Origin of the sequence: Exiguobacterium sp. RIT452 (genome assembly GCF_003598705.1) — a bacterium.
In the GTDB taxonomy this organism is placed as follows: domain Bacteria; phylum Bacillota; class Bacilli; order Exiguobacteriales; family Exiguobacteriaceae; genus Exiguobacterium_A; species Exiguobacterium_A undae.
Genome location: NZ_QXJB01000004.1, coordinates 26,387 through 49,651, shown reverse-complemented (window position 1 = coordinate 49,651; position 23,265 = coordinate 26,387). Strand labels below are relative to the sequence as shown.

At 47.9% G+C, this 23,265-nt stretch carries 23 protein-coding genes; 6 read left to right on the top strand and 17 right to left on the bottom strand.

Annotated features, from left to right (window positions below; all coding sequences use genetic code 11):
* Positions 1 to 12 precede the first annotated feature (12 nt).
* From D3D03_RS10640 to D3D03_RS10615, 6 genes are read right to left on the bottom strand one after another with little or no spacing between them, the layout of a single operon-like run.
* Entirely contained in the window at positions 13 to 1,362 is a 1,350-nt protein-coding gene (locus D3D03_RS10640) for a phenylacetate--CoA ligase family protein (protein ID WP_026832015.1), read from the bottom strand.
* On the bottom strand, positions 1,352 to 2,389 hold the full coding sequence (locus tag D3D03_RS10635) for an NAD-dependent epimerase (RefSeq protein WP_119923552.1): 1,038 nt from the start codon (positions 2,387 to 2,389) through the stop codon (positions 1,352 to 1,354). Before D3D03_RS10635 ends, D3D03_RS10640 begins: the two co-directional genes overlap by 11 nt.
* Positions 2,379 to 3,671, bottom strand: a complete 1,293-nt coding sequence (locus D3D03_RS10630; RefSeq protein ID WP_119923551.1) for a hypothetical protein — start codon at positions 3,669 to 3,671, stop codon at positions 2,379 to 2,381. Before D3D03_RS10630 ends, D3D03_RS10635 begins: the two co-directional genes overlap by 11 nt.
* A gap of 14 nt (positions 3,672 to 3,685) precedes the next feature.
* Positions 3,686 to 4,948, bottom strand: coding sequence for an oligosaccharide flippase family protein (locus tag D3D03_RS10625; protein ID WP_119923550.1), 1,263 nt, complete (start codon positions 4,946 to 4,948; stop codon positions 3,686 to 3,688).
* Positions 4,949 to 4,962: 14 nt separating this feature from the next.
* The gene (locus tag D3D03_RS10620; protein ID WP_026832011.1) at positions 4,963 to 6,831 is read right to left on the bottom strand and encodes a polysaccharide biosynthesis protein; all 1,869 of its coding nucleotides are present in this window, start codon (positions 6,829 to 6,831) and stop codon (positions 4,963 to 4,965) included.
* Positions 6,832 to 6,852: 21 nt separating this feature from the next.
* Positions 6,853 to 7,503, bottom strand: a complete 651-nt coding sequence (locus D3D03_RS10615; RefSeq protein WP_026832010.1) for a YveK family protein — start codon at positions 7,501 to 7,503, stop codon at positions 6,853 to 6,855.
* Between the two features lie 328 nt (positions 7,504 to 7,831).
* Between D3D03_RS10615 and D3D03_RS10610 the strand changes: the two genes are divergently transcribed.
* Positions 7,832 to 9,121 carry an O-antigen ligase family protein gene (locus D3D03_RS10610; protein ID WP_233550689.1) on the top strand — a complete coding sequence of 430 codons (1,290 nt, stop codon included), beginning with the start codon at positions 7,832 to 7,834 and terminating at the stop codon, positions 9,119 to 9,121.
* A 31-nt stretch (positions 9,122 to 9,152) separates the two neighbouring features.
* Complete coding sequence (locus tag D3D03_RS10605; protein WP_026832008.1) at positions 9,153 to 9,911, top strand: hypothetical protein; 759 nt, start codon at positions 9,153 to 9,155, stop codon at positions 9,909 to 9,911.
* Between the two features lie 65 nt (positions 9,912 to 9,976).
* On the opposite strand, the gene D3D03_RS10600 is transcribed toward D3D03_RS10605, so the two are convergent.
* Positions 9,977 to 10,969: an ATP-grasp domain-containing protein gene (locus D3D03_RS10600; RefSeq protein WP_119923549.1), complete on the bottom strand. Its 993-nt coding sequence runs from the start codon at positions 10,967 to 10,969 to the stop codon at positions 9,977 to 9,979.
* A 94-nt stretch (positions 10,970 to 11,063) separates the two neighbouring features.
* Positions 11,064 to 11,561 carry a VanZ family protein gene (locus tag D3D03_RS10595; RefSeq protein ID WP_233550694.1) on the bottom strand — a complete coding sequence of 166 codons (498 nt, stop codon included), beginning with the start codon at positions 11,559 to 11,561 and terminating at the stop codon, positions 11,064 to 11,066.
* A gap of 233 nt (positions 11,562 to 11,794) precedes the next feature.
* Between D3D03_RS10595 and D3D03_RS10590 the strand changes: the two genes are divergently transcribed.
* Positions 11,795 to 12,214 carry a helix-turn-helix domain-containing protein gene (locus D3D03_RS10590; RefSeq protein WP_119923547.1) on the top strand — a complete coding sequence of 140 codons (420 nt, stop codon included), beginning with the start codon at positions 11,795 to 11,797 and terminating at the stop codon, positions 12,212 to 12,214.
* A 62-nt stretch (positions 12,215 to 12,276) separates the two neighbouring features.
* On the opposite strand, the gene D3D03_RS10585 is transcribed toward D3D03_RS10590, so the two are convergent.
* The 3 genes from D3D03_RS10585 to D3D03_RS10575 all read right to left on the bottom strand — a co-directional run bounded on the left by D3D03_RS10585 (position 12,277) and on the right by D3D03_RS10575 (position 14,718).
* A complete protein-coding gene (locus tag D3D03_RS10585) occupies positions 12,277 to 12,588 on the bottom strand; it encodes a hypothetical protein (RefSeq protein WP_119923546.1) in 312 nt (103 codons plus the stop codon).
* 182 nt (positions 12,589 to 12,770) lie between these two features.
* On the bottom strand, positions 12,771 to 13,514 hold the full coding sequence (locus D3D03_RS10580; protein ID WP_119923545.1) for a hypothetical protein: 744 nt from the start codon (positions 13,512 to 13,514) through the stop codon (positions 12,771 to 12,773).
* Positions 13,507 to 14,718, bottom strand: coding sequence for a hypothetical protein (locus D3D03_RS10575; RefSeq protein ID WP_119923544.1), 1,212 nt, complete (start codon positions 14,716 to 14,718; stop codon positions 13,507 to 13,509). The genes D3D03_RS10580 and D3D03_RS10575 overlap by 8 nt, the downstream gene beginning before the upstream one ends.
* 380 nt (positions 14,719 to 15,098) lie before the next feature.
* On the opposite strand from D3D03_RS10575, the gene D3D03_RS10570 reads away from it, so the two are divergent.
* Positions 15,099 to 15,986: a helix-turn-helix domain-containing protein gene (locus D3D03_RS10570; RefSeq protein WP_119923543.1), complete on the top strand. Its 888-nt coding sequence runs from the start codon at positions 15,099 to 15,101 to the stop codon at positions 15,984 to 15,986.
* A gap of 30 nt (positions 15,987 to 16,016) precedes the next feature.
* Here the strand turns inward: D3D03_RS10570 and D3D03_RS10565 are convergent, their stop codons facing one another.
* Both D3D03_RS10565 and D3D03_RS16815 read right to left on the bottom strand, forming a co-directional pair.
* Complete coding sequence (locus D3D03_RS10565) at positions 16,017 to 16,337, bottom strand: hypothetical protein (RefSeq protein ID WP_119923542.1); 321 nt, start codon at positions 16,335 to 16,337, stop codon at positions 16,017 to 16,019.
* A gap of 299 nt (positions 16,338 to 16,636) precedes the next feature.
* Positions 16,637 to 16,810 (bottom strand): hypothetical protein, encoded by a 174-nt coding sequence (locus tag D3D03_RS16815; RefSeq protein WP_167331054.1) that lies wholly within the window; start codon positions 16,808 to 16,810, stop codon positions 16,637 to 16,639.
* 128 nt (positions 16,811 to 16,938) lie between these two features.
* Here D3D03_RS16815 and D3D03_RS10555 point away from each other — a divergent pair, with 128 nt between their 5' ends.
* The gene (locus D3D03_RS10555) at positions 16,939 to 17,520 is read left to right on the top strand and encodes an LOG family protein (RefSeq protein ID WP_119923540.1); all 582 of its coding nucleotides are present in this window, start codon (positions 16,939 to 16,941) and stop codon (positions 17,518 to 17,520) included.
* Positions 17,521 to 17,558: 38 nt separating this feature from the next.
* On the opposite strand, the gene galU is transcribed toward D3D03_RS10555, so the two are convergent.
* From galU to D3D03_RS16810, 4 genes are all read right to left on the bottom strand, one after another.
* On the bottom strand, positions 17,559 to 18,437 hold the full coding sequence (gene galU, locus D3D03_RS10550) for a UTP--glucose-1-phosphate uridylyltransferase GalU (RefSeq protein ID WP_119923539.1): 879 nt from the start codon (positions 18,435 to 18,437) through the stop codon (positions 17,559 to 17,561).
* Positions 18,438 to 18,552: 115 nt separating this feature from the next.
* Positions 18,553 to 19,506, bottom strand: a complete 954-nt coding sequence (locus D3D03_RS10545) for an ABC transporter ATP-binding protein (RefSeq protein WP_119923538.1) — start codon at positions 19,504 to 19,506, stop codon at positions 18,553 to 18,555.
* Positions 19,507 to 19,520: 14 nt separating this feature from the next.
* Positions 19,521 to 20,330 (bottom strand): ABC transporter permease, encoded by an 810-nt coding sequence (locus D3D03_RS10540; RefSeq protein ID WP_028105643.1) that lies wholly within the window; start codon positions 20,328 to 20,330, stop codon positions 19,521 to 19,523.
* Positions 20,331 to 20,603: 273 nt separating this feature from the next.
* Positions 20,604 to 20,780: a hypothetical protein gene (locus tag D3D03_RS16810; RefSeq protein WP_199700015.1), complete on the bottom strand. Its 177-nt coding sequence runs from the start codon at positions 20,778 to 20,780 to the stop codon at positions 20,604 to 20,606.
* 372 nt (positions 20,781 to 21,152) lie between these two features.
* Here D3D03_RS16810 and D3D03_RS10535 point away from each other — a divergent pair, with 372 nt between their 5' ends.
* Positions 21,153 to 23,249: a 5'-nucleotidase C-terminal domain-containing protein gene (locus tag D3D03_RS10535; protein WP_119923537.1), complete on the top strand. Its 2,097-nt coding sequence runs from the start codon at positions 21,153 to 21,155 to the stop codon at positions 23,247 to 23,249.
* Positions 23,250 to 23,265: the final 16 nt, after the last annotated feature.

Sequence of the window (23,265 nt, the reverse complement as noted above, 5' to 3'; positions counted from 1 at the left end):
GATGGATTCCTCCTATTTCATCGACTGTCTGACGATCAGTGTTTTCCCATTCGGTTCCTGCTTCATCTGCCGGACCGGCTCGAGCGTGACTTGCATCGAGGAACCGAGCAGCTTCTGCATCTCGCGTAATAAGATTTTTTCATGTTTCGGGACAAACCGTTGTTCGTCCGGAATGTACCGGAGCGTCACTTGATTTAATGCGTATTGTTCGACTTGCAGGCGTAAGACCGAGTTCGGTAATTCGCGGGCAATCGTCGTGATGTCTCCTTCAAACACTTTGCCGCGCTTCTCACTGACGATGTAACTTGTTCCGCGTCCGTCAATCGACTCAATGACCGGACCGTTTAAGCCGCAGTTGCATCGCTCGTCGCTGAGTGTCATTCGGTCGCCGATCCGGTAGCGGATCAGCGGTGTCCCGCGTGTCGTAAAACATGTGACGACGACCTCACCGCCCTCTCCATACGGTTCGATGATTCCCGTTTCGTGATGCAGATGGAGTTTCCGTTCCCGGCATTCGGAAATGATCGGTGCCCCTTCCGAGGAACCGTATTGGTCAAAGACCGGAGCTTGAAAAGCTTCTTCGAGCAGGTGCCGCATCTCCGGTGTCACCGTCTCCGATGTCGGAAAAATCGCGACCAACTGAAACTCAAGCCGAAGATTGTTTTTGAGTAAATATTGGGCGATTTCGAGCATCGCCGTTGGTGTCCCGTCAAGCGCTGCCGGTCGAAAACGATTCAGCTCCGCGATATAAGCGGGAAAGTTCTCTTCTTTCATGTGGAAGATTGACAATAACAATTGATTTAACGGTCGGTTCATCCGCCAGAAGATCGGTTTTTTCTGATCCACCGCCGTCAACGTCCGGCCGGTGAAACTCGCCCGGCGCATGCCGGAATAAAAGCCGTGCAGTTCCTTGAAGTAATCGAGATGTGCCATCCGTTCCTGCACGTCTTCGCGTACAAAAGCGACTTGGAGCGACTTCCCGCTCGTTCCGCCGGTTCGGCCGCGAACCGGCGCATCGATGTTCGACATGAACGCTTCATTTTGTTGCCTGAGCGTCTCTTTCTCAAGGATCGGGATCGTCTGCAGCTGTTCCAGTGAGGTGAAGGGTAACCGGATATCGTGTTCTTGAAACAGCTTTTGATAGTACGGCGTGTGTGCTTGGACGAACAGCAGAAATGCATTGAGACGTTCGAGCTGTTCGACCCGGTAATCCACCGTCCGGTCTTTCTCCCGCAGATCTTTCATCTTCGCTTCGTATTCGGGTCCATATCGTTCCTGCATCAGCTTTTTACCGTAAAGAGAAGTCAAAATATTCTGAATAAATATCGGAGATTTGTAGTAGATATCTTCTTTAAGCGCCATCTTGTACTTCCTCCTTCAGCTGATAATGACGTTCATACCAGTCGATGAATGCGTGAACCCCGTCTTCGATCGTCGTCTGTGGACGGTAGTTGATCGTTTCAAACAACGAGGTCACGTCAGCGAAACTTTCAGGAACGTCGCCTGCCTGGAGCGGCATCTCGTGTTTGATGGCTTTTTTGCCGAGTCGCTGTTCGATCAAAGCGACGAATTCATTCAGCCGGATTGGGCTGTGACTGCCGATGTTGAAGACCCGATACGGGACATTGCTACGGTCGGGTAAGGGATCTGCCTGATCAAATGCCGGATCGGCGACCGGTTCGGTCTGCATCAGCCGGTAAATGCTTTCAATGATGTCGTCGACATACGTGAAGTCGCGTCCCATCTCACCGTAGTTGTACAAATCGATCGGTTGACCATTCGCAATCGCTTCCGTGAACTTGAACAGTGCCATGTCCGGGCGTCCCCATGGTCCATAAACGCTGAAGAAGCGAAGACCGGTCGTTTTGATTCCGTAAAGACTGCTGTACGTATGGGCCATCAGCTCATTCGCTTTTTTCGAAGCGGCGTAAAGGCTGAGCGGATGGTCGACCGCATCCGTCGTCGCAAACGGCATCTTCGTATTCGAGCCGTAAACGGAACTGGAGGAAGCATAAATCAGTTGTTCGACCGGATGATGCCGACACGCTTCTAGGATCGAGAGGAAACCGACGATGTTTGAGGTGATATAGACATCCGGCCGATCGATACTGTACCGGACACCGGCTTGAGCAGCCAGGTGAAGCACGAGATCAATCTGCTCCGTCTCGAACACCGTGTGGACGGCTGCTGTATCTTCAAGGGAAATCCGGTAAAACGTGTAGCGACTTGGATCCAGTTCGATCAACCGGGCTTCCTTTAACGCCGGATCGTAATAATCATTGACTTCATCCAGTCCGACGACCCGGTACCCTTCTGCCAAAAAGCGACGTGCTGCATGAAATCCGATGAAGCCTGCAATCCCGGTAATCAAAATCGTTTTATTCTGCACGTTTCTCAACCTCCTCGAAGTGATGAAGCACCTGATAGCGGATGTAATGAATCGATGTATAGACAATCAACAGCATCGGGAACAATTTGTAGCGATGGCGAATCGCCGTCCCGACATTCCCGGTCCCGAGACCAAAAATCAAGGCGTTAACGACGAAGAGAATCAACATGAACAGAAGCACACTGCCGAACGGATGTTGTTTGAGGTATTTCAGATGCAGCATCGTCAGACCAAACAGCAGGAGATAAAAAACAGCGTCGGCGAAGAAAATCGCGATGTTCATTAAGCTCGACCATTGCCACGGGAACGGCGAGAACAGGAAGTAGATCATCCGGATCGGAGAATAGACGATCATATCGAGTGGTCCCGTCACCGTCAGTCCGTTCAGATAAGCCGATCCACCGCGGTCATAACTCATTCCGCTGAACAATTGCCCGTTTTGTGAGACATGGGTGAATTTCGCGAACAAGACGTCCTGAAAGCTGTAGACGATGAATCCGACGAGCACGACTTGGACGAGGAGCCGCTGGACCTTCGATGCTTCGAAATCCATCCGCTTCGTCTCGTGGTTGTAGAACGAGAAGTAGACGAGTAACACGAGAATGCCGATGGCGAGTCCCGAGTGGAACACGGTACTGACGAAGTAACCGGTATACGCGAGCGTCAGGCTGACTGCTGATTTTTCGACCGTCCAGCGCACCATGTAATAAAGCGTGTAGACCATGCCGAGTGCAACGATTTGGTCCCGCAGGAGAATCGGTGAGAGCAACAGCCCTTGGGCGAAGAAGGCGAAGATTCCGGTTGCGATCAAGACGTAATGCATCGGCAACTTCAGTAGCAACAGTGTTTTCGACAAGATGACGATTGAGACGACACCGAGGATGACGTTTAAATACTGAGCCAACATCCGCTCCGGTCCAAACGCGAGATAAAAGAGACCCAAAAACTTCGAGTAACTTCCCCGGACGACCTCGTTGAATGTCGTCGGATCGGTGTAGATCAGCAAGCCCTCCAGATGGAACGCCTCCGTATCATCCCCGCTGTGCGGCGGGAGCCGGAACAGTTCGAGATCGACCAGCATCAAGGTCAGTCGTACCAGAAACGCGGTGACGAAGATGAGAAAAAGCGGCGTCGTGTCCGCTTGTTTCAAGAGGTACCACATCAACAGGACCGAGTTGATGACCAGGAGTGTCGCGACGTATCCTTCAGAAGTCAAAAAGAGCGGTCGAACCAATTGGCTGAGCAAGGCTTCGATGGCAATGACAATCAGGATCGGCCGCATGCTTTCCCCCTCCTTCAGCTGCTTTGTTCGATGGCAAGTGCGAGTTTACGTGGATAGAGTGAACGATAGAGTGCGGGAATCAGTAATCCGATCTGGGTGACGGCACAGAGAGCGTAAGCGATCGTCGCCCCGTACAACCCGTACATCGGAATCAAGATGCTGCAGGCGACGATGTTGACGACGACACTGCCGAAAATCGAGATCGTCTGGACCCGGAACTGTTGAAATCCGGTTAACAATGCTTGGATGACGGTGGAATTGTAGAAAAAGAGTGAGGCGACCATCATCAGGACAAAAATCGTATGGTACTGAACGAAGGAGGCATTGTAGAAAATCGTCAGCCCCCACTTCCCAAAGAAGATGGATCCGATAATCAACAGGATACCGACTGCATTTGTCATCAGCAGCATCGAGCGGGTCAGCTTCCGCAGTTCCGGGAGACTTTGCCGTTCCCCGCTGTCAGACGAGAAGTTCGGTAACAAGACTGCGACGAGTGAGTGGATAAATAAACTGCCAAGGACCAGCAGGTAAGCAATACTTGCGTAATAGCCAAGTTCTTCCGTCCCGATGGCTTGACCGACGAACAAGCGGGGAATGTTGGCGTTCAAGGCAATCAGCAAGGCGACGAAGCCCAGTGGGACGGCTTTGATAAATAACTGTCGTCCCGTTTGATACCGCTCGCTCATCGTGTTGTTTTCAAAACCATGACCGATGCGCCGGACGGTCGGTAAGTCATACAGGACGAGCATGACCAAGTTCCCGGCGACGAGCGCGAGCACGAACCCGTGAATCGAATGGGTCGTAAACAAAATCAAGGCGGCTCCCGACACATTGACGAGACTGCGGAAGATTTTTGATAAGGCGACTTCCTTGAATGCCATATGACCTTGGAGGAATCCGTAAGCGAGATCAGCGAACGATTCCATGTATTTGTTCAAGTAGACGAGTAACGTCAGCCACAAGATGTCGGCTTCTCCGAAGAAGTAGTAGACGACGAGTAAGACGAAGACACCGACCGTCAGTAAGGAAAAACGGGTTTTGATGAAAAGACTGAAGTTCTTCAGCCCGGAACGTTCTGCCGTCAGAATCGTACTGGCATTGAGCCAACAAAACATGACGATGGGTGCCGTCAAAGCGAGCGCATAATTGAAATAACCGATGTTGAGCGGGGTGCTCCATTTGATCAACAGGGTCAGGATCATCCACTGGTGCAGCGAATACGCTGTATCGGCGACGAAGATGAGATTGAAGCGTGATAACTGCCGGGCTGATTTCATACCGTCTCCCCCCTTTATTCCCGGGCGACCCGAATCGCGGGTGGAATCGTTTCCGGAATCGGACCGGTTCGATTCGTCGCTTCGAGTAAATACGTCCGAAGTGCCTGTTCATCGTCAATCGCGAGCGCAATATCGCGGAGATACGGATCAATTGAACCGAACGGCCGGGTCTTTCCGACTAAAATCTTATCGAAGACCCGCTCTTCGTGAACCTCCTCGGTCGCCAGTAATTCTTCGTACAACTTTTCGCCTTTGCGGATACCGCTGTAGACGATCGGGATCTGTTCTTCCGTAAATCCACTCAAGTGAATCAAGTTGCGGGCGAGCGTCGTGATGTTGACCGGTTCCCCCATATCGAGGACAAATACTTCGCCCCCTTCAGCGAGGACACTCGCTTGGATGACAAGCCGGCTCGCTTCCGGGATCGTCATGAAGTAACGGGTCATCGCGGGGTCCGTCACGGTGATCGGTCCCCCGTTCGCGATCTGTTCCTTGAAGAGTGGGATGACCGAGCCGCGGCTGCCGAGGACGTTTCCGAAGCGGACGACGGCGAAGGTCGTTTCGCTGTTGCGGGCGATTTGCTGGATGACCATCTCGGCGATGCGTTTCGTCGCCCCCATCACACTTGTCGGATTGACCGCTTTATCGGTCGAAATCATCACAAACCGTTTGACGCCGGCTGCTTCCGCCGCCAAAGCAACGTTCCGCGTCCCGTAAACATTGTTTTTGACGGCTTCACTCGGATTATCTTCCATCAGCGGAACGTGTTTATGAGCCGCTGCGTGATAGACGAGATCCGGTTTGAAACGTTGCATCACGTCCATCATCCGGTCCGCATCCTGCACATCGGCGATGACGGAATGAAGGGTGATGCCGTCCGTCACGGCTTCCAGTTCCCGACGGATCAAGTAGATGCTGTTTTCACCATGACCGAGTAAAATCAGATGATCCGGTTTGAACTTCGCCAGCTGGCGGCAAATTTCAGAGCCGATTGATCCGCCGGCGCCGGTCACGAGCACCGTCGCCTGACTGACACTCCGTTCAATTTCCGTGATATCAAGTTCGACCGGTTCCCGTCCGAGCAAATCGGCGATCGAGACTTCCCGGATCTGATTGACGGACACTTTCCCGGATGCCAGTTCCACGAGCATCGGTAACGTATGCGCTTCGACTTTCGTCTGTTTGATCCGGTTCAGCAAAGCGACCCGGTCCGGATAGGACAAGGACGGGATGGCAAGCACGACGGCCTCGATTTTGTATTCCTCGATGATGCACTCGAGCTGTTCGATGGCTCCGACGACCGGGACACCATGGATCATCATCCCTTTCAGCTCCGTCAAATCATCGAGTAACCCGACGACGTTGAGGATGTGTGCTTTTTTCTGTTTCAGTTCTTTTGTAATCATCTGACCGGAGGCGCCGGCACCGATGATCAACGTCCGTTTTCCGAGTGTCCGCTCCCGTTTCAATTCAAGGTGACGTCCCCGGATCAACAGCCGGACGAACAAGATGCCGTTTAAGACAAGACCGGTTTGAAGAAAGACGGCCCGTTCGACCGCAAAGTCGAAGAGCGCATATTCGAGACCGAGTAAGACGAAGCTGCTGGCGACGACGACGACGAGTAAGACACCGAGGTCACGCAGACTGGCATAGCGCCAGATGATTTGATAAAAACGCATCCAGTGAGCGACGAGTGTCAAGGCCACCCATTGGATCAAAGCGATTTCGACTGCATCGACCAGTTCAAAGTTCGCGGTCAGATTCAGGGGATTGAAGAAATAGAATGTCACGACCGTCGCTGCGATGATGACCGCGGCGTCGATCAACCGCAAAAGACCGATTTTGAGATGCCTGCGGTACTGATGAAGTGGTGGGGCTTGCATGACGGCTCCTCCTTTCTCTGGTTATGAACGGCTAGGGCGGCTGACAGCTTGCGGGTAAGCCGGTTCTTTTGTTTCTTCAGCGACTGACTTTTTTCCAAGGGCCCGGGAGTAGACGATCAACAATCCGAACAAGAGACCGAGAATGCCACCGATTGCTGTGTTCATGAGGATGTTCGGTGAGACGGGTTTTGTCGGAATCCGTGCCGTCGAGAAGACTTCCGTGCTGCTCGTTTTGATCAATTGAGGTAAATAATCCTGAAAGACTTCCGTCATCGTGTTCGCTTGGATCGCTGCCTGTTCCGCCGATCGATCGGTGATGGATAAGGCGATGACTTGCGAATCCAAGTTACTGGAGACGGTCAGGCGGTCCGTTAAGTCAAAGATTCGTTTATCGGTCACGTCCATCTTTTGAGCGACCTGATCGATGACTTCCGGACTTCTCAGGATATCTTGATAGGTACTGACGAGTGTCGTCGTGGCTGTCGCTTCCGCATCTTGTTGCGGAACGACCAGGATGTAGGCAGTCGCCTCATAGGTCGGAGGAATCACGTAGGTGCTGACCGCATATCCTGCACCCGCAAAAAGAATTGCCAATATGCAGAGAATCCACCAGCCCTTCTTCAATGTCGTCAAATGATCACCGAATGTCTTTTTTTGATGGATGGAGCTCACGCTGTTCACCTCTTTCTCGTTACCTGACACGTTGGATGGACATTGGTTATGCTTACACCTTATTTCCAAACGGCTACCAAAACAATTAGAGCTTGGTGGAAATGATTATATTTTTTTGAGGAGTCATTATGCCCGCGTATCGTTAACTCACCGAAAAAGATTGATTCACGAAAAAAAGACGATTCACATAAAAATGATCGTCGTTTCATCAAAATCATCCCAATAAACTGCATGACTTTCATAAAATTAAGGGTAAATACCAATTTGATGATTAATAAGTGCGAAATTCGGTAATAAGTCCTATATGAAGGGTGGATAGAGATTAGTAATGATGTTAAAATCAGTCAATATACCTGAATCGATTGGCTTATTCATCCTAGCCCTTTGGGTAACGATCGATTTATGGACCCGTCCTTTATCTTTTACGGACGAAGTCCTGCCGCATCAGTGGAACGTCTGGATCGCCGTTGTCTATCTCGCTCTGTTCGTGACGTTTTATCTCATCACCCGTCCCTTGTATTTTCCACCACGTGCTTTGACGCAACGACTCGTCACCCTGTTTTTGATCTACCTCACCTTTCACACGCTTGTTTTTCTGTTTCGTCCAGCTACCGCTTCTTCGCTTTCGTTACTCCATCTGTTTACGACGTGGCTTTTTGTCATCATCGTCCTATCACTTACCGCTTGCCCATTCGTTCGCTGGTTTCAGTTGATGAACCTCATTCTCTTGTATCAGGCCTTATTTCTTGCAGCATATGCCTTACTCGTCTCATTTGGTCAACATTATGTACCAATCGATAACATTCAATCGTTACGACTTGGTCCCGTTTCCTTATCTCAGCTGTATGTCGGAGAACAAGGCAGCTTTCTCCGCTCGGCCAGCCTGACGAATAATCCAAACACCTTTGCCGCTTGGCTCGTTCCCGGTGGACTCATCGCCTGGATGTATGTCCTGCAGTCGCTTGCCCGGAACAGATGGCGTTCCTGTCTCTTGTTCGGAAGCTTCCTGTTGCTGATCATGATTGGGTTGGTCCTGAGTGCCTCCCAGACCGGGATTTACTCCTTTTTCCTGCTTGGCTTGCTGACAACCGTCTTACGGTTAAAACGGAAACGGCTTCGCTACCAAGTGACGGCGCTCTACTTGCTTGGCGCAGGTATCGTTCTTCTCTCGATGTCGTTTAACCAAGCCTTGTTTTCACAAGTGATCAGTCTCAATGGACGCAGTGCACTCTGGCAGGCAGGAATTGCGGCTTCCACCGACCGCCTTTGGTTTGGACACGGACTCGGTTCTTCTGCTGTTGGACTCGAAGAACAACTTGGTCCGAGCACGTTGTATACGTTCCACAGCACACCGATCCTCTATTTGTATGAATTGGGCGTCGTCGGTCTGTTGCTCTATCTCGTTTCGTTCCTCCTGATACTCGTTCGATTGATTCGGGATTACCGTTATGATGATTCCTTATCGATTGCCTTGCTCGTGCTCAGTCTTTGGTTGCTGTTTCTTCAGTTCACAGAAAGCGTACTCGTCCGACCGAGTGGATTTTACTTCATTTGGCTCAGTTTGCTGATTTATGCGACACGCCGTCGCACAACCTCACAAGAAAGTACCCACACCTAGACGAACACCTACATGAAAGGGGTATAACATCATGAAGAAATGGACAGAACAACAAGTAATCGACAGCTTAATCGAAGCCAGCATCGCTTATCCTGCCTTAGACGCCAAAACGTATGCCCGCTGGTCGACTGGAAAAGAAATTCCTTCCATCACGACGATCATCAACGTGTTCGGTTCATGGCGTGAAGCGTTACATGCTGCCGGACTGTCATCGATTCGGCCGTACTACTCGGATCAGGAAATCCTCGCTTTTATCAAGGAAGCATCGGAGCGGTTGCACCCATTCCACAGCAACAGCTACCGCGAATGGGCCAAAGCAAAGCACGGTCCTTCTTTAACCTTAATCAATCTGCGTTTCGGGTCATGGTCACGGGCCCTTGAGGAAGCACACATTGAGATGACGCGTTCAATCTGCATGACAGAAGAACGCATCATCAACGCGCTCCTCGAAGCATCGGACGTTCTTCCGCGCTTAACGACCCAGACCTACTCGATTTGGGCGCAGGAAAACGGACATCCGACGGTCGCGACGATTGCCCGAAAATATGGGTCGTGGGTCGATGCCCTCGCCTGTCTTGACATTGCCCCTCCTCGCCGGAAATGGGTCGAGGAAGACGTGCTCGAAGCTCTGACGCAGGCGCAGCGTGAGCTTCCGTCCCTCAGTATCATCCATTACCGGAAATGGGCGGAAGGACGGTCTGTTCCAAGTACCTCGACAATCAACGCTTTGTTCGGCAGTTGGACATCGGCTGTCCAGTGTTTAAAACGCTCCCGGATTTCGATTTCTTAATACCAATGTATTTCTGTATATAAAAAAGGCACTGATTCTGTAAAGAAATCGGTGCCTTTTTTGTATTAACGCTTCATTTGTTGTAACGCCGCTGCCGAGACCAGTGTCATCGTATCGTGCTTCAACATATACAAGTCGCTCGTATAGTTTCCGATGTGCGGCGGATTGATCTCGTGCTGAAGATTACGGAAGAGTTGTGCCGGAAAATTAACGCCGCATTCATAGGCATGGGGATAACCGCCGCCAAACCGTGGATTGATTTCCGAGAGATACAACGTACCATCGACATCAAACAAATCAAAATCCAGCGGACCGACCAGTCCAGAATGTTCAAGCACCTGTTCGACCAGTTCGAACACATCCTCCCGGACGACGGATCGACTTTTATCGGTCTCTCCAGCTCGCATCATCAATTTCTCCTTGATGAAGATGGACGTGACCTTGCCGGAAATCAAATCGACGTAGGCGTCCACCCCCAGTTCTTGACCGACCAACAGTTCCTGAACGATCAATCCGCTATTTTTCGCAAACAGTTGCTCGACTTCTGCAAGTGTCTCGACTCGTCTGACCTCGATGCTCGCACTGCCGCTACGCGGCTTGACGAAAACGGGCAACTTGATTTCGGACAGAGCCAGTGCTTCTCGGAACGATTCAATCGAATGATACGTCTGCGCATGAGCGATGCCTCGGCTGAGACAATATTCATACATGGCGTACTTGTCAAAGCAGAGCTGGCACGCTTCGTGAGAGGAGACGATGACCGTCACACCAATCGCCCGAAAACGTTCCGTCGCTTCTGCCAGTAACCCAAGTTCCGGATCAATCAAGGACAGGATGGCGGTCACTTCTTCGGTCTGACAAAGCCGAAGCAGATGATCGATATAGTCGACCTCATCTATTTTCGGCACGATATAGTGGTGCTCGGTCATGTACAATGCGGCTGCTAACGGATTACAATCAGCCGTACTGACACGACCGGTTGTCCAGTCTCTGACAAAATAGTCGACCAGTTTTGCGCGACGTCCGGCACTTGTAATCAATAGATGAGGTGTTTTCATACGATTCGCTCCTTTTAGTTAATGGTGTTAGCGTTAAGGATTCGACCTCAATCAAATAAAACCTGCTACCGTCAAAAAAACTAGGACCGAAGACTTACGTAGAACGAACCGGTTGATGGTTTGGTCGTTTTTTCCAAATCAACAGATAGAAGAGAATCCCGATTAATGCCCCTGTTCCATCGAGCAACACATCGTGGATCAATCCGGTCCGTCCACCGGTCAGAATCTGATGGAATTCGTCAAATACGGCAATCGTAATCGCTAACGTATAGGCAAATACAGCAGCTAGCGGGACAGGACGCACCAAGCGAATCGTTAAATCGATCAACGCGATACCAAGGACGATAAAAATCGAGACATGTGCCGACTTACGAATGAAAAACTCAACGAATCCCGACGCTCCAAGCGCCGCCACACTCACTTCCCCGTTGTAATCAAACGAGATGAATCGCAGTTGCTCCACAAAATCTAGATTAAAATAACGGGATAAACCCGGTTTGAGTGACTGTTCTTCATACGGCATCGAACTCGCTATAAACAAAATAATCAAGACGAGTAACGTCACATAACCCGACCAAGGAATTTTTTTCATCACAACTGAACCTCCATTACTATTTCTTTCACTAGAATAGCATGTTCTCCTTTCCTGTCATTCCTGAAATAGACAAAATTATGAAAGTTATCTGAATTTTAATTCCATCAAATACATAATAATGCAATTAATTTTTACGAAAAACTTTTTTTTACATCTCAAAGGTTTGCAATATAATAAAAATGGTTATTTAGTACTATGATGTACGGATGTAAGAATAGGAGTTGAGTACTGTGAATCGTGCTCTCGGAAAAAAAATTATGAAACTACGAAAACAACACCGGTATACCCAAAAACATTTAGCAGAACGATGTGGCGAAACCGTTACTTCCATCTCGGCCTATGAACGGGGACAACGAGTTCCCACGACACAGGTCCTGGAACGATTAGCTATGGCCTTGAACACGACGGTGATTGATCTCATTGATCCGAAGTATGTCCAACACCCTTCGTTGCAGGAGTTTATCGACCAGTCCCTCGAACCGACCCAGCCGCTCGATTTCAAGCCCATCTTAGAAGATATCCTTGTCCATTTGACACTATCGAATGAAGTGTACTTCAACGGCCGCTTACTCACACAAGAGGTTCGCGATCATATGGCGACGTCGGTCAATCAAGCCTTACAACAAGGACTACAGTCAATTAAAACCTAAAAAACACGATGAGACATGGATAGGAGAATTCCTGTCCACATCTCATCGTGTTTTTTCGTGCGTTAATCGGACTTCAAAACATGATGAATGTATAACTGGCCATCTTCATATGTCGCTTCCATCATCCGGCTAAAAAAGGGTGATTCCGATGTTTTTTCCGCTAAAAAGACCCGTTCAAAACGACTGTGTGCTTGAGTGACAAAACTGAGTTTCAACTCACGTGAAGCTGATTTGAACGTAATATGCGTTCCGGCATGTCCAAAGGCATCCGGAAGTGTCTGCTGTTCAACGAACTGAAAGGTTTCCTCTGGAAACAACGTTGTGATAAAGGATAAACAACTGGCTTGTCGTGCTTGTGTCGTCTTCTCATCCATAACGTTTACCTATCCTCCGATTTTCTTGATGACGTACATTCTTCTGACGATTAGGAACTGTTCTTTTTATTACCCCACCTTTAGACCTATTGAAACCAGTATAAAAAATATTTCTATTGATTTAAAGAGATATTTTGGATTTTAAAAAATTCTGCATCCAGTGGATACAGAATCGATTAATCTCAGCCTATTTTGTCGAGTTCAAGAATGCTGACGGTTTTTCCCGCATATAGTGTCCTGCCTGTATAACGTGATAGTTTCGCAAATTCAAATAAGGTGTCCGGCTCATACAGATATTCAATCGCATAACTGACCTTCTCATCATTACCCGATTTCAAATATAAATTAAAGATCAGACGGTTGCGGTCGACTTTTTGCCCGTAAAACAACGTACAACCTTGAATGCGTCGTGAGGCAATCGGTTGGACGTGTGTTTTTAAATAGGTCGCATTGTGGATGTTGACGAGCAATTGTCCCGCCGGCGTCAACAGTTGTCGGACGTTCCGGAAAAACAACAACAACTCTCCCCGTGAGTACCGCGCAATCGTCGTCCCTGGCAACACGATCTTATCAAACGCCCCGCTGCCCATCACATCAACCAACTCATTACTCAGTCCATAGACGCGGTCCATATAACGAGACGAGATGCCAGTGATCCGGTTCAGTTCCGGTTCGACCAAATACAGGTCATAGCCTTCTTGGCATAACGTATTAAACAGGTCAGGAGAAAACGTTCCATATAAAAGGACACGGTCTTCTTTTCGAAGATAACGACGGTGTAACATCAGTTCGTCGATTTCCGGTAAGGCAACAGTTTCTTGATACAAGGCGACGAAGCGGTCATCGGCAAACAAGTTATCGAGGACCTCAACACGGGAGTAACTCCCTTTTCTTGAGAATGGACCAAACAACGGTCTATCATCCATGATAAATCAACTCCTTATAAGTCTGAATGGCCGCTTCATAGTCTGCTCCCAGCCGTTCCGGCAAGATATCGAACCGTTCTTTTTGATCGGCCTCGAGGATCGCAAGAAAAATTTCATCCGTCTCAAACAATTGGTTCGTCGTCAGTTCAAATGCAAAACAGCCTTCCGTGTTTTGAATACCGACCATAGACAGCGGACCAATCTTCCCGTCCGTTCGTGGCAGTTCAAGATCACTGTACGGCGTTACGAACCGGCTCGTTCCTTTAAAAGCGGATGCCAATTGGAACAAGAGCGGATACAGCGTCAGTTGCGCAACCGGTGCAAGCGCCTCGAACTGTTCCCGTTGCCGTTCGCGCAACTGACAAACATTGACGGCAAACGAGTCACTGAGCTGAAGATGTTGCCCGTAATCCGCGAAAATCCCGCCTTTAAAGATAAACAAACGATGTGACACGGTCAGTCCGACAAGTGTCGCATAATCCATGATCCCCACACGGTGTTCCTCGTTCGAAATGATTCCTTTGTCATGCCACTGCTGAAATGCCAGCTGTAACGCCTGTCGATCAAATGCTGCCAGGCGTTCCTTGATCTCAAACGGCACCGTATCGGAAAACGCCAGCAAGACCGGTGTCCGACTCATCAATTCAATCACCGGCAAATCGTGACGGGTCGACTGATTGATGTAAAGCAGGCTGTTGATTGTCATCTGATCAAACAAGGACGGCTCAATCGAATCAAGTAATGCCGTCTCCTCGACATAGACATGACGTAACGGTTGCGGATGACGAGACGCTGCATCCGGATAGACACCTGTGAACAACGACATCAAGGCATCTTGTAAGGCAATCGGTTGCTTAGAAACGTAGGACGTTTCAAGCGGTAACTGCCCTCCGTTCAAGAAATATGGGTCCCCAAACAACACGTCGCCCCGTTCATTCATCAAGTGGAACTGGACATGTAACATCCGTTGTTGTAAATACGCGACGAGTCGCAGCGTCCGTTCACCCGGTCCGCGTAAGATAAATAAATAGTGTTCGAATTCTTGAAACTCCATATAATCGAGTAAATCCAAAAACGTATGCTGATCGTAATCATAGCGATCCATCGAAAAACGATGCTGTTCACAAAACGTGATGAGCTCAGGGGTCGGATCAAGTTGATGCAACCAACCTTGGCTTTCGGAAAGAATCGTTAATCCAATCATATGCCCACTCCTTTCACTTGATGATGAGATGATTTAAAAAAAGGCTTCAGACCAGTGACGGAATGAAGCCACGTCGAGAGACGTCGTTATGAAGTTTTTAATTCACGTTTCGCCGGTGGTTTGATCCGGTCCATTTCCCGACTTGCCAAGGGTGCGACCGAGACATGAGCAGCATTTAAGCACCAGCCCGAAGAAGTCATGGTTCGGCGCGATTCTTTAAAGGTGAGATTCATAGGAGTTACCCCTTTCTTTTCGTTTGAAATGGCAGACAACACGTTGACGAACTTTCGAAGTAAAAGATTGGTGTCTCATCAAATTCCCTTCTATAATGAAAAGGAAATCGTTTTCTCAAATCCACTGGACAGAAAGGACAGAACCCGATGGATCAATTCACGTCACCGCAGATTGGTCTCGCCCTTCGCCGTCTTCGTAAGAAACATAATCTGACCCAGAAGGATTTGGCGAACGGGATTTGCAGCCAAGCGGAAATCAGTAAGATTGAAAGCGGGACACATTCTCCGACGGTTGATTTGTTATATGCATTATCGATAAGACTACAAGTTCCCTTAACAATATTCTTGAATCAATCTAGCACGCTTGAAACAATCAAAATTATTGATGATGAACTATTAACAAAATTTCAGAATAAAAAGTACGACGAAATATTTCAAACATCCAAAAAACATATAGCTAGTTTAGATAAAAGTGAAGAACTTCGATCTTTGTATTCTTTTTATTTTCATCTTAGTGCATTCAGATTAAACAAAATTGATTATAGAACTTGTATTATTGAGTTGCAGCGTTTGTCAAATAACTACGTTAAACTATATTACTCACCTAAAATGTTGTTCCGTATAAAATCTTCAATCGCTACAATCTACCAAGAAAATAATAATTTTAGACATAGTTTAAAAACTTATGAGGACTTACTTTCACTAAGTTTTGATAGTGAAGAGCTGTTGGTAGAAAAAATTCGATTACTATATAATATTTCAAAAATACTAGTATCGTTAACTCAATACGAAAGAGCCCTAAATTATGTTGAAGAAGGTATTTATCTAAGCTTAAGATTTAAGGACATGTCTTTACTAGGACAACTCTTTTATCAAAAAGGATATGTGTTAGAAATGTCTAAATCCTCTTTGTATAAGATTAAAGATGCTTACCAAAAATCTTATACATTATTTGACATACTTGGAATGGAAGAATATAAAAATATTCTTACTACAAACAATAAAGTAAAAATACTCCCTTACGATAAAGAATAATTCATGACTTTTATATGTTTGTTTTAGATATTATGTTAATTTTTTTGCCTCTCGCTTTACAGAGTGTTCAGGTGGTAGAAGGTCTTTTGCCACTCGCTTCACAGCATGCTCAGGTGGTAGAAGATCTTTTGCTACTTGCTTCACAACATGCTCAGGTGGTAGAAGATCTTTTGCTACTTTCTTTACAACATGCTCAGGTGGTAAAAGGTCTTTTGCCACTTGCTTTACAGCATGTTCAGGTGGTAGAAGATCTTTTGCTACTAATGACGTATTTAAAGTTGCAGAAATTCCTAAACCTAATATAAGGAACGCACTTGTACTGGTCAAAATTAATTTCTTTTTTAAGTTCATGAGTAACAACCTCCTAATATTTTTGACTGGCTTTGTAACAACATCATATATCCTTAGACCCCCTTTGGATATTCGAATACGAATATTTGGTGTGATTTGCACATTATTTACACTTACCGATACTTTAGACTTGGGTCATATGTCCCTAAAGATGCGTAATTTTTACATTTTATCCGTCTTTATGTCGAAATCATGTATAAAAATAGATTTTTTAGAATATTCCTTCATTCTTAAATACTTTTGATCACACATAAATAAAGCCGTCTCGCTTGCCTGAAGCAAACGAAACGGCTTTGTTTTTATTTCGATGAATGACGTAGGGCAATGAAATAACCGATTCCGAGTAAGACGACTAGTCCAAGCAACACACTGCTGATCGTCGTTCGCGTCGGCGATTCCGGCACCCAAATCCCGATTGCAAGATTGATTGCTGCAATCAGCAATACGAGCCATACGATGGTTTTCGGTTTCATCTTTTTCTCCTTCAGTTTGACGTAGTCCAGTCTGTTATTTTTCGTGAAACAATACATGATCCCTCTTATTCGGCACGACCTGATATGATATGTTGACAGAAGACGATTTTAACAAGGGGGACCTATGGATGAAAAAACTTGCAGTGTTTTGTGGTTCAAAAGATGGAGCAACACCGATTTTCCGTCAGGCAGCAGCAACGCTTGGTACAGCGCTGGCACGTCATGACCTCGACCTTGTTTACGGCGGATCACGTGTCGGAACGATGGGTGCTGTCGCTGATGCAGTCCTTGCAGCCAATGGACAAGCCATCGGTGTCCTGCCGCACTTCTTACAAGAAAAAGAAATTGCACATCCGAATCTGACAGAGCTTCATCTCGTCGAATCGATGCACGATCGCAAAGCGAAGATGGCTGAACTGGCAGACGGATTCATCATCTTACCGGGTGGTCCGGGGACGATGGAAGAATTTTTTGAAGTCTTCACGTGGGCACAGCTTGGCTTACATGAAAAACCATGCGGCATCTTAAACATCGACGGCTACTATGATCCGCTCGTCACGTTGTTCCGGCAGATGGAGACACAAGGTTTCCTGATACCGGAACACGCCGCGATGCTCCTCGTCGAGTCTGATCCGGAACGGTTACTCGAACGTTTCCGCACGTATACGGCACCACGCGTCAAGACGTACATGAATAAGAAGCAGACCTGATCCAGGCAAAGCTCACCCGTGGGCTTTGCTTTTGTTGTTTAATCGGTCCAGCTTTCGACGTGCCGGCGAAGCAAGGCTTTGACATCGGCTTGAATTTCCGCGTCCTTTAAGGCAAAGGCAAGCGTCGTCTCGACATAGCCCATCTTCTCCCCGACATCAAACCGGTCACCGTCGATTTCATAACCATAGACGTCTTCCTGCCCATTTAACCGTTCAATCGCGTCCGTCAGCTGAATCTCGCCTCCTGACCCGACCTCTTGCTTGGCAAGAAACGCAAAGATCGCCGGCGTCAGGATGTACCGTCCGATGATTGCCATATTTGATGGTGCCGTACCTTGCACCGGTTTTTCGACGAACTGCCGGACGTGGTAACGACGGCCTTCTTGTTTCAGCGGATCAATGATGCCGTAACGGTCCGTGTCACTGGTCGGCACATGACGGACGCCGACGATCGAGGACTCCAGTTCCTCATACTGATCAATCAATTGTTTCAGACCCGGTTTTTCCGAGACGATGATGTCGTCACCGAGCAACACCGCGAACGGTTCGTCGCCGATGAAATGACGGGCACTCCAAATGGCGTGTCCGAGTCCCTTTGGTTCTTTTTGCCGGATGTAATGAATCTCGGCCATCGTCGTCGAAGCATCGACTTCTTTTAACAAGTCGAGCTTTCCTTTTTGCCGGAGGATGTTCTCAAGCTCCGGTGCGTGATCAAAGTGGTCTTCGATCGCCCGTTTGTTTCGTCCGGAGACGATGATGATCTGTTCGATGCCCGCTGCGACTGCTTCCTCGACGATGTATTGAATCGTCGGCTTCGTCAGAATCGGCAACATTTCTTTCGGCATTGCTTTTGTCGCCGGTAAGAAACGTGTCCCGAGTCCCGCTGCCGGGATAATGGCTTTTCTGATTTTTTTCATGACCGCCCTCCGCTCCTCTACTTACTTCTACTCTGTACTTATTTCTTTTTTCTCTCGTCTATTCCCTGTTTTCGTCAAAAAAAAGACCATGAACAAGAATGTCCATGGTCTGCAATCAAAATAGGTTGGAGAGTGCTTCCGCAAAGGTCGAGAAGGACGGCGTCTCATCGATGACCATCAAGGCGCCTGCCGCGACGGCAAGAAGGCTGATTCCGGATAAGATCCAACCGGGATGTTTGACGGTATCTTCCGCATCCACGTTTTGTTTCCCCGGTTTGGCCTGTTGCGCTTGTTCCTTCAACCGATCTTTCCGGTACTGGTGCTGCTCTTCTTTCGTCAGCTTTTTATAATCAGTCAGGAACTTCTTGTACTCCGGCACGACTTCTTTTGTCGTTCCGTCGAGCTTGACTTGTCCGTACTCGAGCCAGATGACGCGTTCACAGAAACTGCGGATCTGCGTCAAAGAGTGACTGACGAAGATGATCGTCTTGCCTTCGTTCTTGAACTCGTTCATCTTGTCGATACAGCGGTTATAAAACGTCTGGTCCCCGACGGATAAGGCTTCATCGACGATCAGGATGTCGGCGTCTACATTGACGGCGATCGCAAAACCAAGCCGCGACTTCATCCCGCTCGAATACTTTTTGATCGGTTGGTCGATAAAATCTCCGATGTCGGCGAAGTCGATGATGCTGGGCATCCGGCGTTCGATTTCCGCGTCATCCATCCCGAGCATCAAACATTTCAAGTGGATGTTTTCGCGTCCCGTCAGCACATTTTTTAAGCCTTGCGAGACGGCGATGATCGCAACTTCTCCGTTGATCGCGACGTCCCCTTCATTGGCGTAGATGATGCCGGAAATCAAGTTCGATAACGTCGATTTTCCGGATCCGTTGATGCCGACGAGACCGACGACTTCCCCGGAACCGATGTCGATTGAGACATCGCGGAGCGCCGTGAACGTCTTGACGTTTTTGCTTTGGTTCTTAAATAACAATTTGAATTTTTCTTTTGTAGTCGTAACCATATCAAACCGTTTCGTGACATGGTCGAGCTTTATCATAGACATGGCGATTTCCTTCCTTAAACGAGCTCGGTGAATGATTTACGGAACTTGATGTGCAAGAATGTCCCGGCTGTGAACAAGAGCAGCGTCACACTCCAGAAATAGAGTCCGGTCGGCCATTCCTGCCAGACCCAAGCGCCGCCGAGCAAGCTCGCGCGATAACCTTCTACGAGATAGAAGACCGGGTTCAGACGAAGCACCCCGTGTAAGACGTCCGGGAAACGTTCGATGTTCCAGAGGATCGGCGTCAAATAAAACAACATCCGCATCATCGATTGGAGGAACAATTGGATATCCTTTACGAGCGTAATCAATGTCGAGAAGCAGAGTGAGAAGGCATAGACGAAGATATACGTCGCTGCCATATAGTAAGGGAGTTGAAGCAGTTTCCACGTAATCGGAATTCCGTTCAGCATGATGACGATGAAGACAATCACGAGCATCGCGAAATGCTGATACATTCGTGACAAAATGACATAAGACGGAATCGCACTCATCGGGAAACGCATCTTCGTCACCATCGCGAGGCGGCTGTTGATCGAGTTCGATCCACGCAACAGGGCATCATTGATGAAGAACCAGACGACGATCCCACATAATAACCAGACGATGAACGGGATATCCCCGTCGACGTTTTTGTTTCCTTTCAGACCGACACCAAAGACGAACCAATAAATAAAGATCTGTAATCCGGGGTTCAACAGCTCCCATAACAAACCAAGCCGTTGCTCCGCGTGCGCCGATTTGATCTCATAACGAGCCAAACGACGGATTAGTGGGAAGTTCTCCACTTGTTCGCGGACGATACTTTTCATTTCTTTCCACATAATAAATTCCTTCCGATCTGTAAAGGTACATGTATTTTAGTTCAGTTGCATCCACTAAAAGAAAAAAGACGGACTCCGTTCGCGATTCTTCAAACGAACGATCGACCCGTGCGCAGGACAAATGGCCTGCATCGTTTTCTACTCCCCCCTTCTTCTCACGTCACTCGTTTCATATTAAAAAGCAGGCATCACATGCCATACACTTAATCAATTCTAGCCATCGTTAAAAATCGTGTCAATGTATTGGGCAAACCGACACCAAACTGTAGCTTTCTATTCGCTTAAAAAACCCGCTTCGATGATGTGGAAGACATCAATCAAAGCGGGCTTGGAATGGGATAGAAGTGGAAATTCAATCGTCGTCGGCGGAGAGGCCAATCCCCACAACAACAAAATACTCATTAAACATAAAATGACTAAAATCACAGTCCCTTGAACCGTTTCTTTCATCGTGTTTTCCGTCCTCCCTCCGCTGTTTTCCTCGTTTCTTCATCATACAGAACTCTTACCAGAAACACCACTGGCACATTCTCAAACAATGGAAATGTTTAACGAATCAGTCGAGGTTTTCGTTTCTTTTTTTAATAGGACAGATTATAATGAAAGCGTTATCATTTTATGGTTTTAGTTCGAATGCCCTAAGAACATTCCCTAAAACAAACGTCTCTACCGGGTTGTCATGTCGTCCGACCTAAGAATTTACGAAGTTTACAAAAGTTTTATCGCACCAGATACCTAGAACGACTTATAGTAGAAGAAGAGGTCAACGATCGCATTTCGACCTTGTATTCATACACCCACTTTGAAGGAGGATTTCTACGTATGTACAAATCAAAACCGCTTTACGCGGCAGCCGTTGCTGTCGCCCTGACGACATCGGCAATCGTGCCGGTTGCGCAGACTACCGTATCCGCAGCAACGCATGTCAAAGTCAAAACGGTCAAACTCAAGTCACTCGTCTTCACAAAAGGTGCCCCGGTCAAGTTACCTGCTACATACAAGGGCGAGAAAATTACGTGGAAAAGTTATGATCGTCATATCTTCAACCGTTATCAAACGGTCAAAGGAACGTATGGCAAGAAGAAATCGCCGATCGAAGTCAAAATCTTTATCCAAAACTATGCTGTGAAATTCGTCGAGAGCGTCCGCGAACAAACGATTTATGTCGGTGACAAACCGGAACTCCCAAAAACACTCGCCGTCCTCTATGCGACAGGCCGTGTCTATGACAAACCGGTCCGCTGGTCGAAAGTCGATACGAGCGAAGCCGGGACGAAATATGCCGTCGCCAGCTACACACGTCTCGGTAAGACGATCACACTCAAAGCAAAAATCAACGTGCTGGACGTCAACAAAGACGATTTCTCCATCGGCTTGATGCACACGAACGATACACACGCCAATCTCGATAAAGCACCAAAACGAGCAACGGTCATTAAAGAACTCCGTGCCGCGTACCGGGCGGAAGGCAAACCTTCCCTCCTACTCGATGCAGGGGACGTTTTCTCAGGCTCTCTTTACTTCAATAAGTTCCTGGGTCAAGCTGACCTTGAACTGATGAACTATATGAAATACGACATGATGACGTTCGGTAACCATGAGTTTGATCTCGGAGAGACGGAGAACAACATCGCACTCAAAAACTTCGTCACAAAAGCCAAATTCCCGTTCATCACGGCAAACGTGGACTTCAGCAAAAATGAAAGCTTCAACGGTCTACAGAAAAAAATCATCACAGCCGGTCCTGAAAAAGGTCAAATTTATCAAGGGATCATCAAAGAATACAAAGGTCAAAAAATCGGCTTCTTCGGTTTGACGACAGAAGAGACAGCGGATATCGCTAGTCCGGGAACAGTTGCATTTGCCAACTACATCACTAGCGCAAAAGCCGCTGTTAAAAAACTCGAAGACCGTGGTGTCAACAAGATCGTCGCTTTGACGCACATTGGTTTTGACGATAACGAAGCAGTCGACAACGATCAGTTGCTCGCACGTAACGTCGACGGCATCGATGTCATCGTCGGTGGTCACTCGCATACCAAGCTGGAAAAACCGGTTGTCGTCGATGAGACGATCATACCGGGTAAAACAGAACCAACGATCATCGCGCAAGCGTACCAATATGGTGATTTCCTCGGAAATCTGGATTTGACATTTGACTACAAAGGGAAATTGACAGAGTACAACGGTTCGTTGATCGATGTGGCAAAAGCTGCGGAAGATACACGTGCTGCTGAAATCCTGAAGCCATATGCGGATCAAATCACTGAGTTGAAAAATGAAGAAGTCGGCGCGAATATCGTCAACGAGCTCGTTAACCCACGTGGCGAAGTCAGTGTCCGAAACAGCGAAACGGCACTCGGAAACTTGATCACGGACGGTATGCTCAAAAAAGCAAAAGAGTATAACGCAGAAACGGTCATCGCGATGCAAAACGGTGGTGGGATTCGGGCTGCCATCAATGCCGGACCGCTCACAGTCGGCGAAGTCTTAACGACGCTTCCGTTCGGAAATACGCTCGCGACAGTGAAATTGACAGGTCAGGAAATCAAGGACCTGCTTGAAATCAGCGTGGGTGTGGCACCAATCGAAAACGGTGGATTCCTCCACGTATCGGGCATGAAGTTCGAATACAGCAGTAAACTCGCCAAAGGAAACCGTGTCACGAAGATGGAAGTCAACAACGGCGGCATGTTTGAAGCGATTGATCTAACAAAATCATACGTCATCGCAACGAATGCCTTCACAGCAAAAGGCGGCGATGGTCTGACACCGTTTGAAGTGGCTTACAAAGCGGGCCGCGTGACGGATCTTGGTCTCTCGGACTGGGAAAACCTCCGCGACTTCACGAAGTCGCTTGGCGAAGTCAACTACAACATCGAAGGTCGTATCATCGATACAAAAGTCGAAGCCAACTAATCAGCAAAAAGACGAT

Coding starts and splice junctions, on each gene's coding strand:
- D3D03_RS10640 (WP_026832015.1), bottom strand. CDS start 1,362: ATGGCGCTTAAAGAAGATATCTACTACAAATCTCCGATATTTATTCAG.
- D3D03_RS10630 (WP_119923551.1), bottom strand. CDS start 3,671: ATGCGGCCGATCCTGATTGTCATTGCCATCGAAGCCTTGCTCAGCCAA.
- D3D03_RS10625 (WP_119923550.1), bottom strand. CDS start 4,948: ATGAAATCAGCCCGGCAGTTATCACGCTTCAATCTCATCTTCGTCGCC.
- D3D03_RS10620 (WP_026832011.1), bottom strand. CDS start 6,831: ATGCAAGCCCCACCACTTCATCAGTACCGCAGGCATCTCAAAATCGGT.
- D3D03_RS10610 (WP_233550689.1), top strand. CDS start 7,832: ATGATGTTAAAATCAGTCAATATACCTGAATCGATTGGCTTATTCATC.
- D3D03_RS10605 (WP_026832008.1), top strand. CDS start 9,153: ATGAAGAAATGGACAGAACAACAAGTAATCGACAGCTTAATCGAAGCC.
- D3D03_RS10600 (WP_119923549.1), bottom strand. CDS start 10,969: ATGAAAACACCTCATCTATTGATTACAAGTGCCGGACGTCGCGCAAAA.
- D3D03_RS10595 (WP_233550694.1), bottom strand. CDS start 11,561: ATGAAAAAAATTCCTTGGTCGGGTTATGTGACGTTACTCGTCTTGATT.
- D3D03_RS10585 (WP_119923546.1), bottom strand. CDS start 12,588: ATGGATGAGAAGACGACACAAGCACGACAAGCCAGTTGTTTATCCTTT.
- D3D03_RS10580 (WP_119923545.1), bottom strand. CDS start 13,514: ATGGATGATAGACCGTTGTTTGGTCCATTCTCAAGAAAAGGGAGTTAC.
- D3D03_RS10575 (WP_119923544.1), bottom strand. CDS start 14,718: ATGATTGGATTAACGATTCTTTCCGAAAGCCAAGGTTGGTTGCATCAA.
- D3D03_RS10570 (WP_119923543.1), top strand. CDS start 15,099: ATGGATCAATTCACGTCACCGCAGATTGGTCTCGCCCTTCGCCGTCTT.
- D3D03_RS10565 (WP_119923542.1), bottom strand. CDS start 16,337: ATGAACTTAAAAAAGAAATTAATTTTGACCAGTACAAGTGCGTTCCTT.
- D3D03_RS16815 (WP_167331054.1), bottom strand. CDS start 16,810: ATGAAACCGAAAACCATCGTATGGCTCGTATTGCTGATTGCAGCAATC.
- D3D03_RS10555 (WP_119923540.1), top strand. CDS start 16,939: ATGAAAAAACTTGCAGTGTTTTGTGGTTCAAAAGATGGAGCAACACCG.
- galU (WP_119923539.1), bottom strand. CDS start 18,437: ATGAAAAAAATCAGAAAAGCCATTATCCCGGCAGCGGGACTCGGGACA.
- D3D03_RS10545 (WP_119923538.1), bottom strand. CDS start 19,506: ATGTCTATGATAAAGCTCGACCATGTCACGAAACGGTTTGATATGGTT.
- D3D03_RS10540 (WP_028105643.1), bottom strand. CDS start 20,330: ATGTGGAAAGAAATGAAAAGTATCGTCCGCGAACAAGTGGAGAACTTC.
- D3D03_RS16810 (WP_199700015.1), bottom strand. CDS start 20,780: ATGAAAGAAACGGTTCAAGGGACTGTGATTTTAGTCATTTTATGTTTA.
- D3D03_RS10535 (WP_119923537.1), top strand. CDS start 21,153: ATGTACAAATCAAAACCGCTTTACGCGGCAGCCGTTGCTGTCGCCCTG.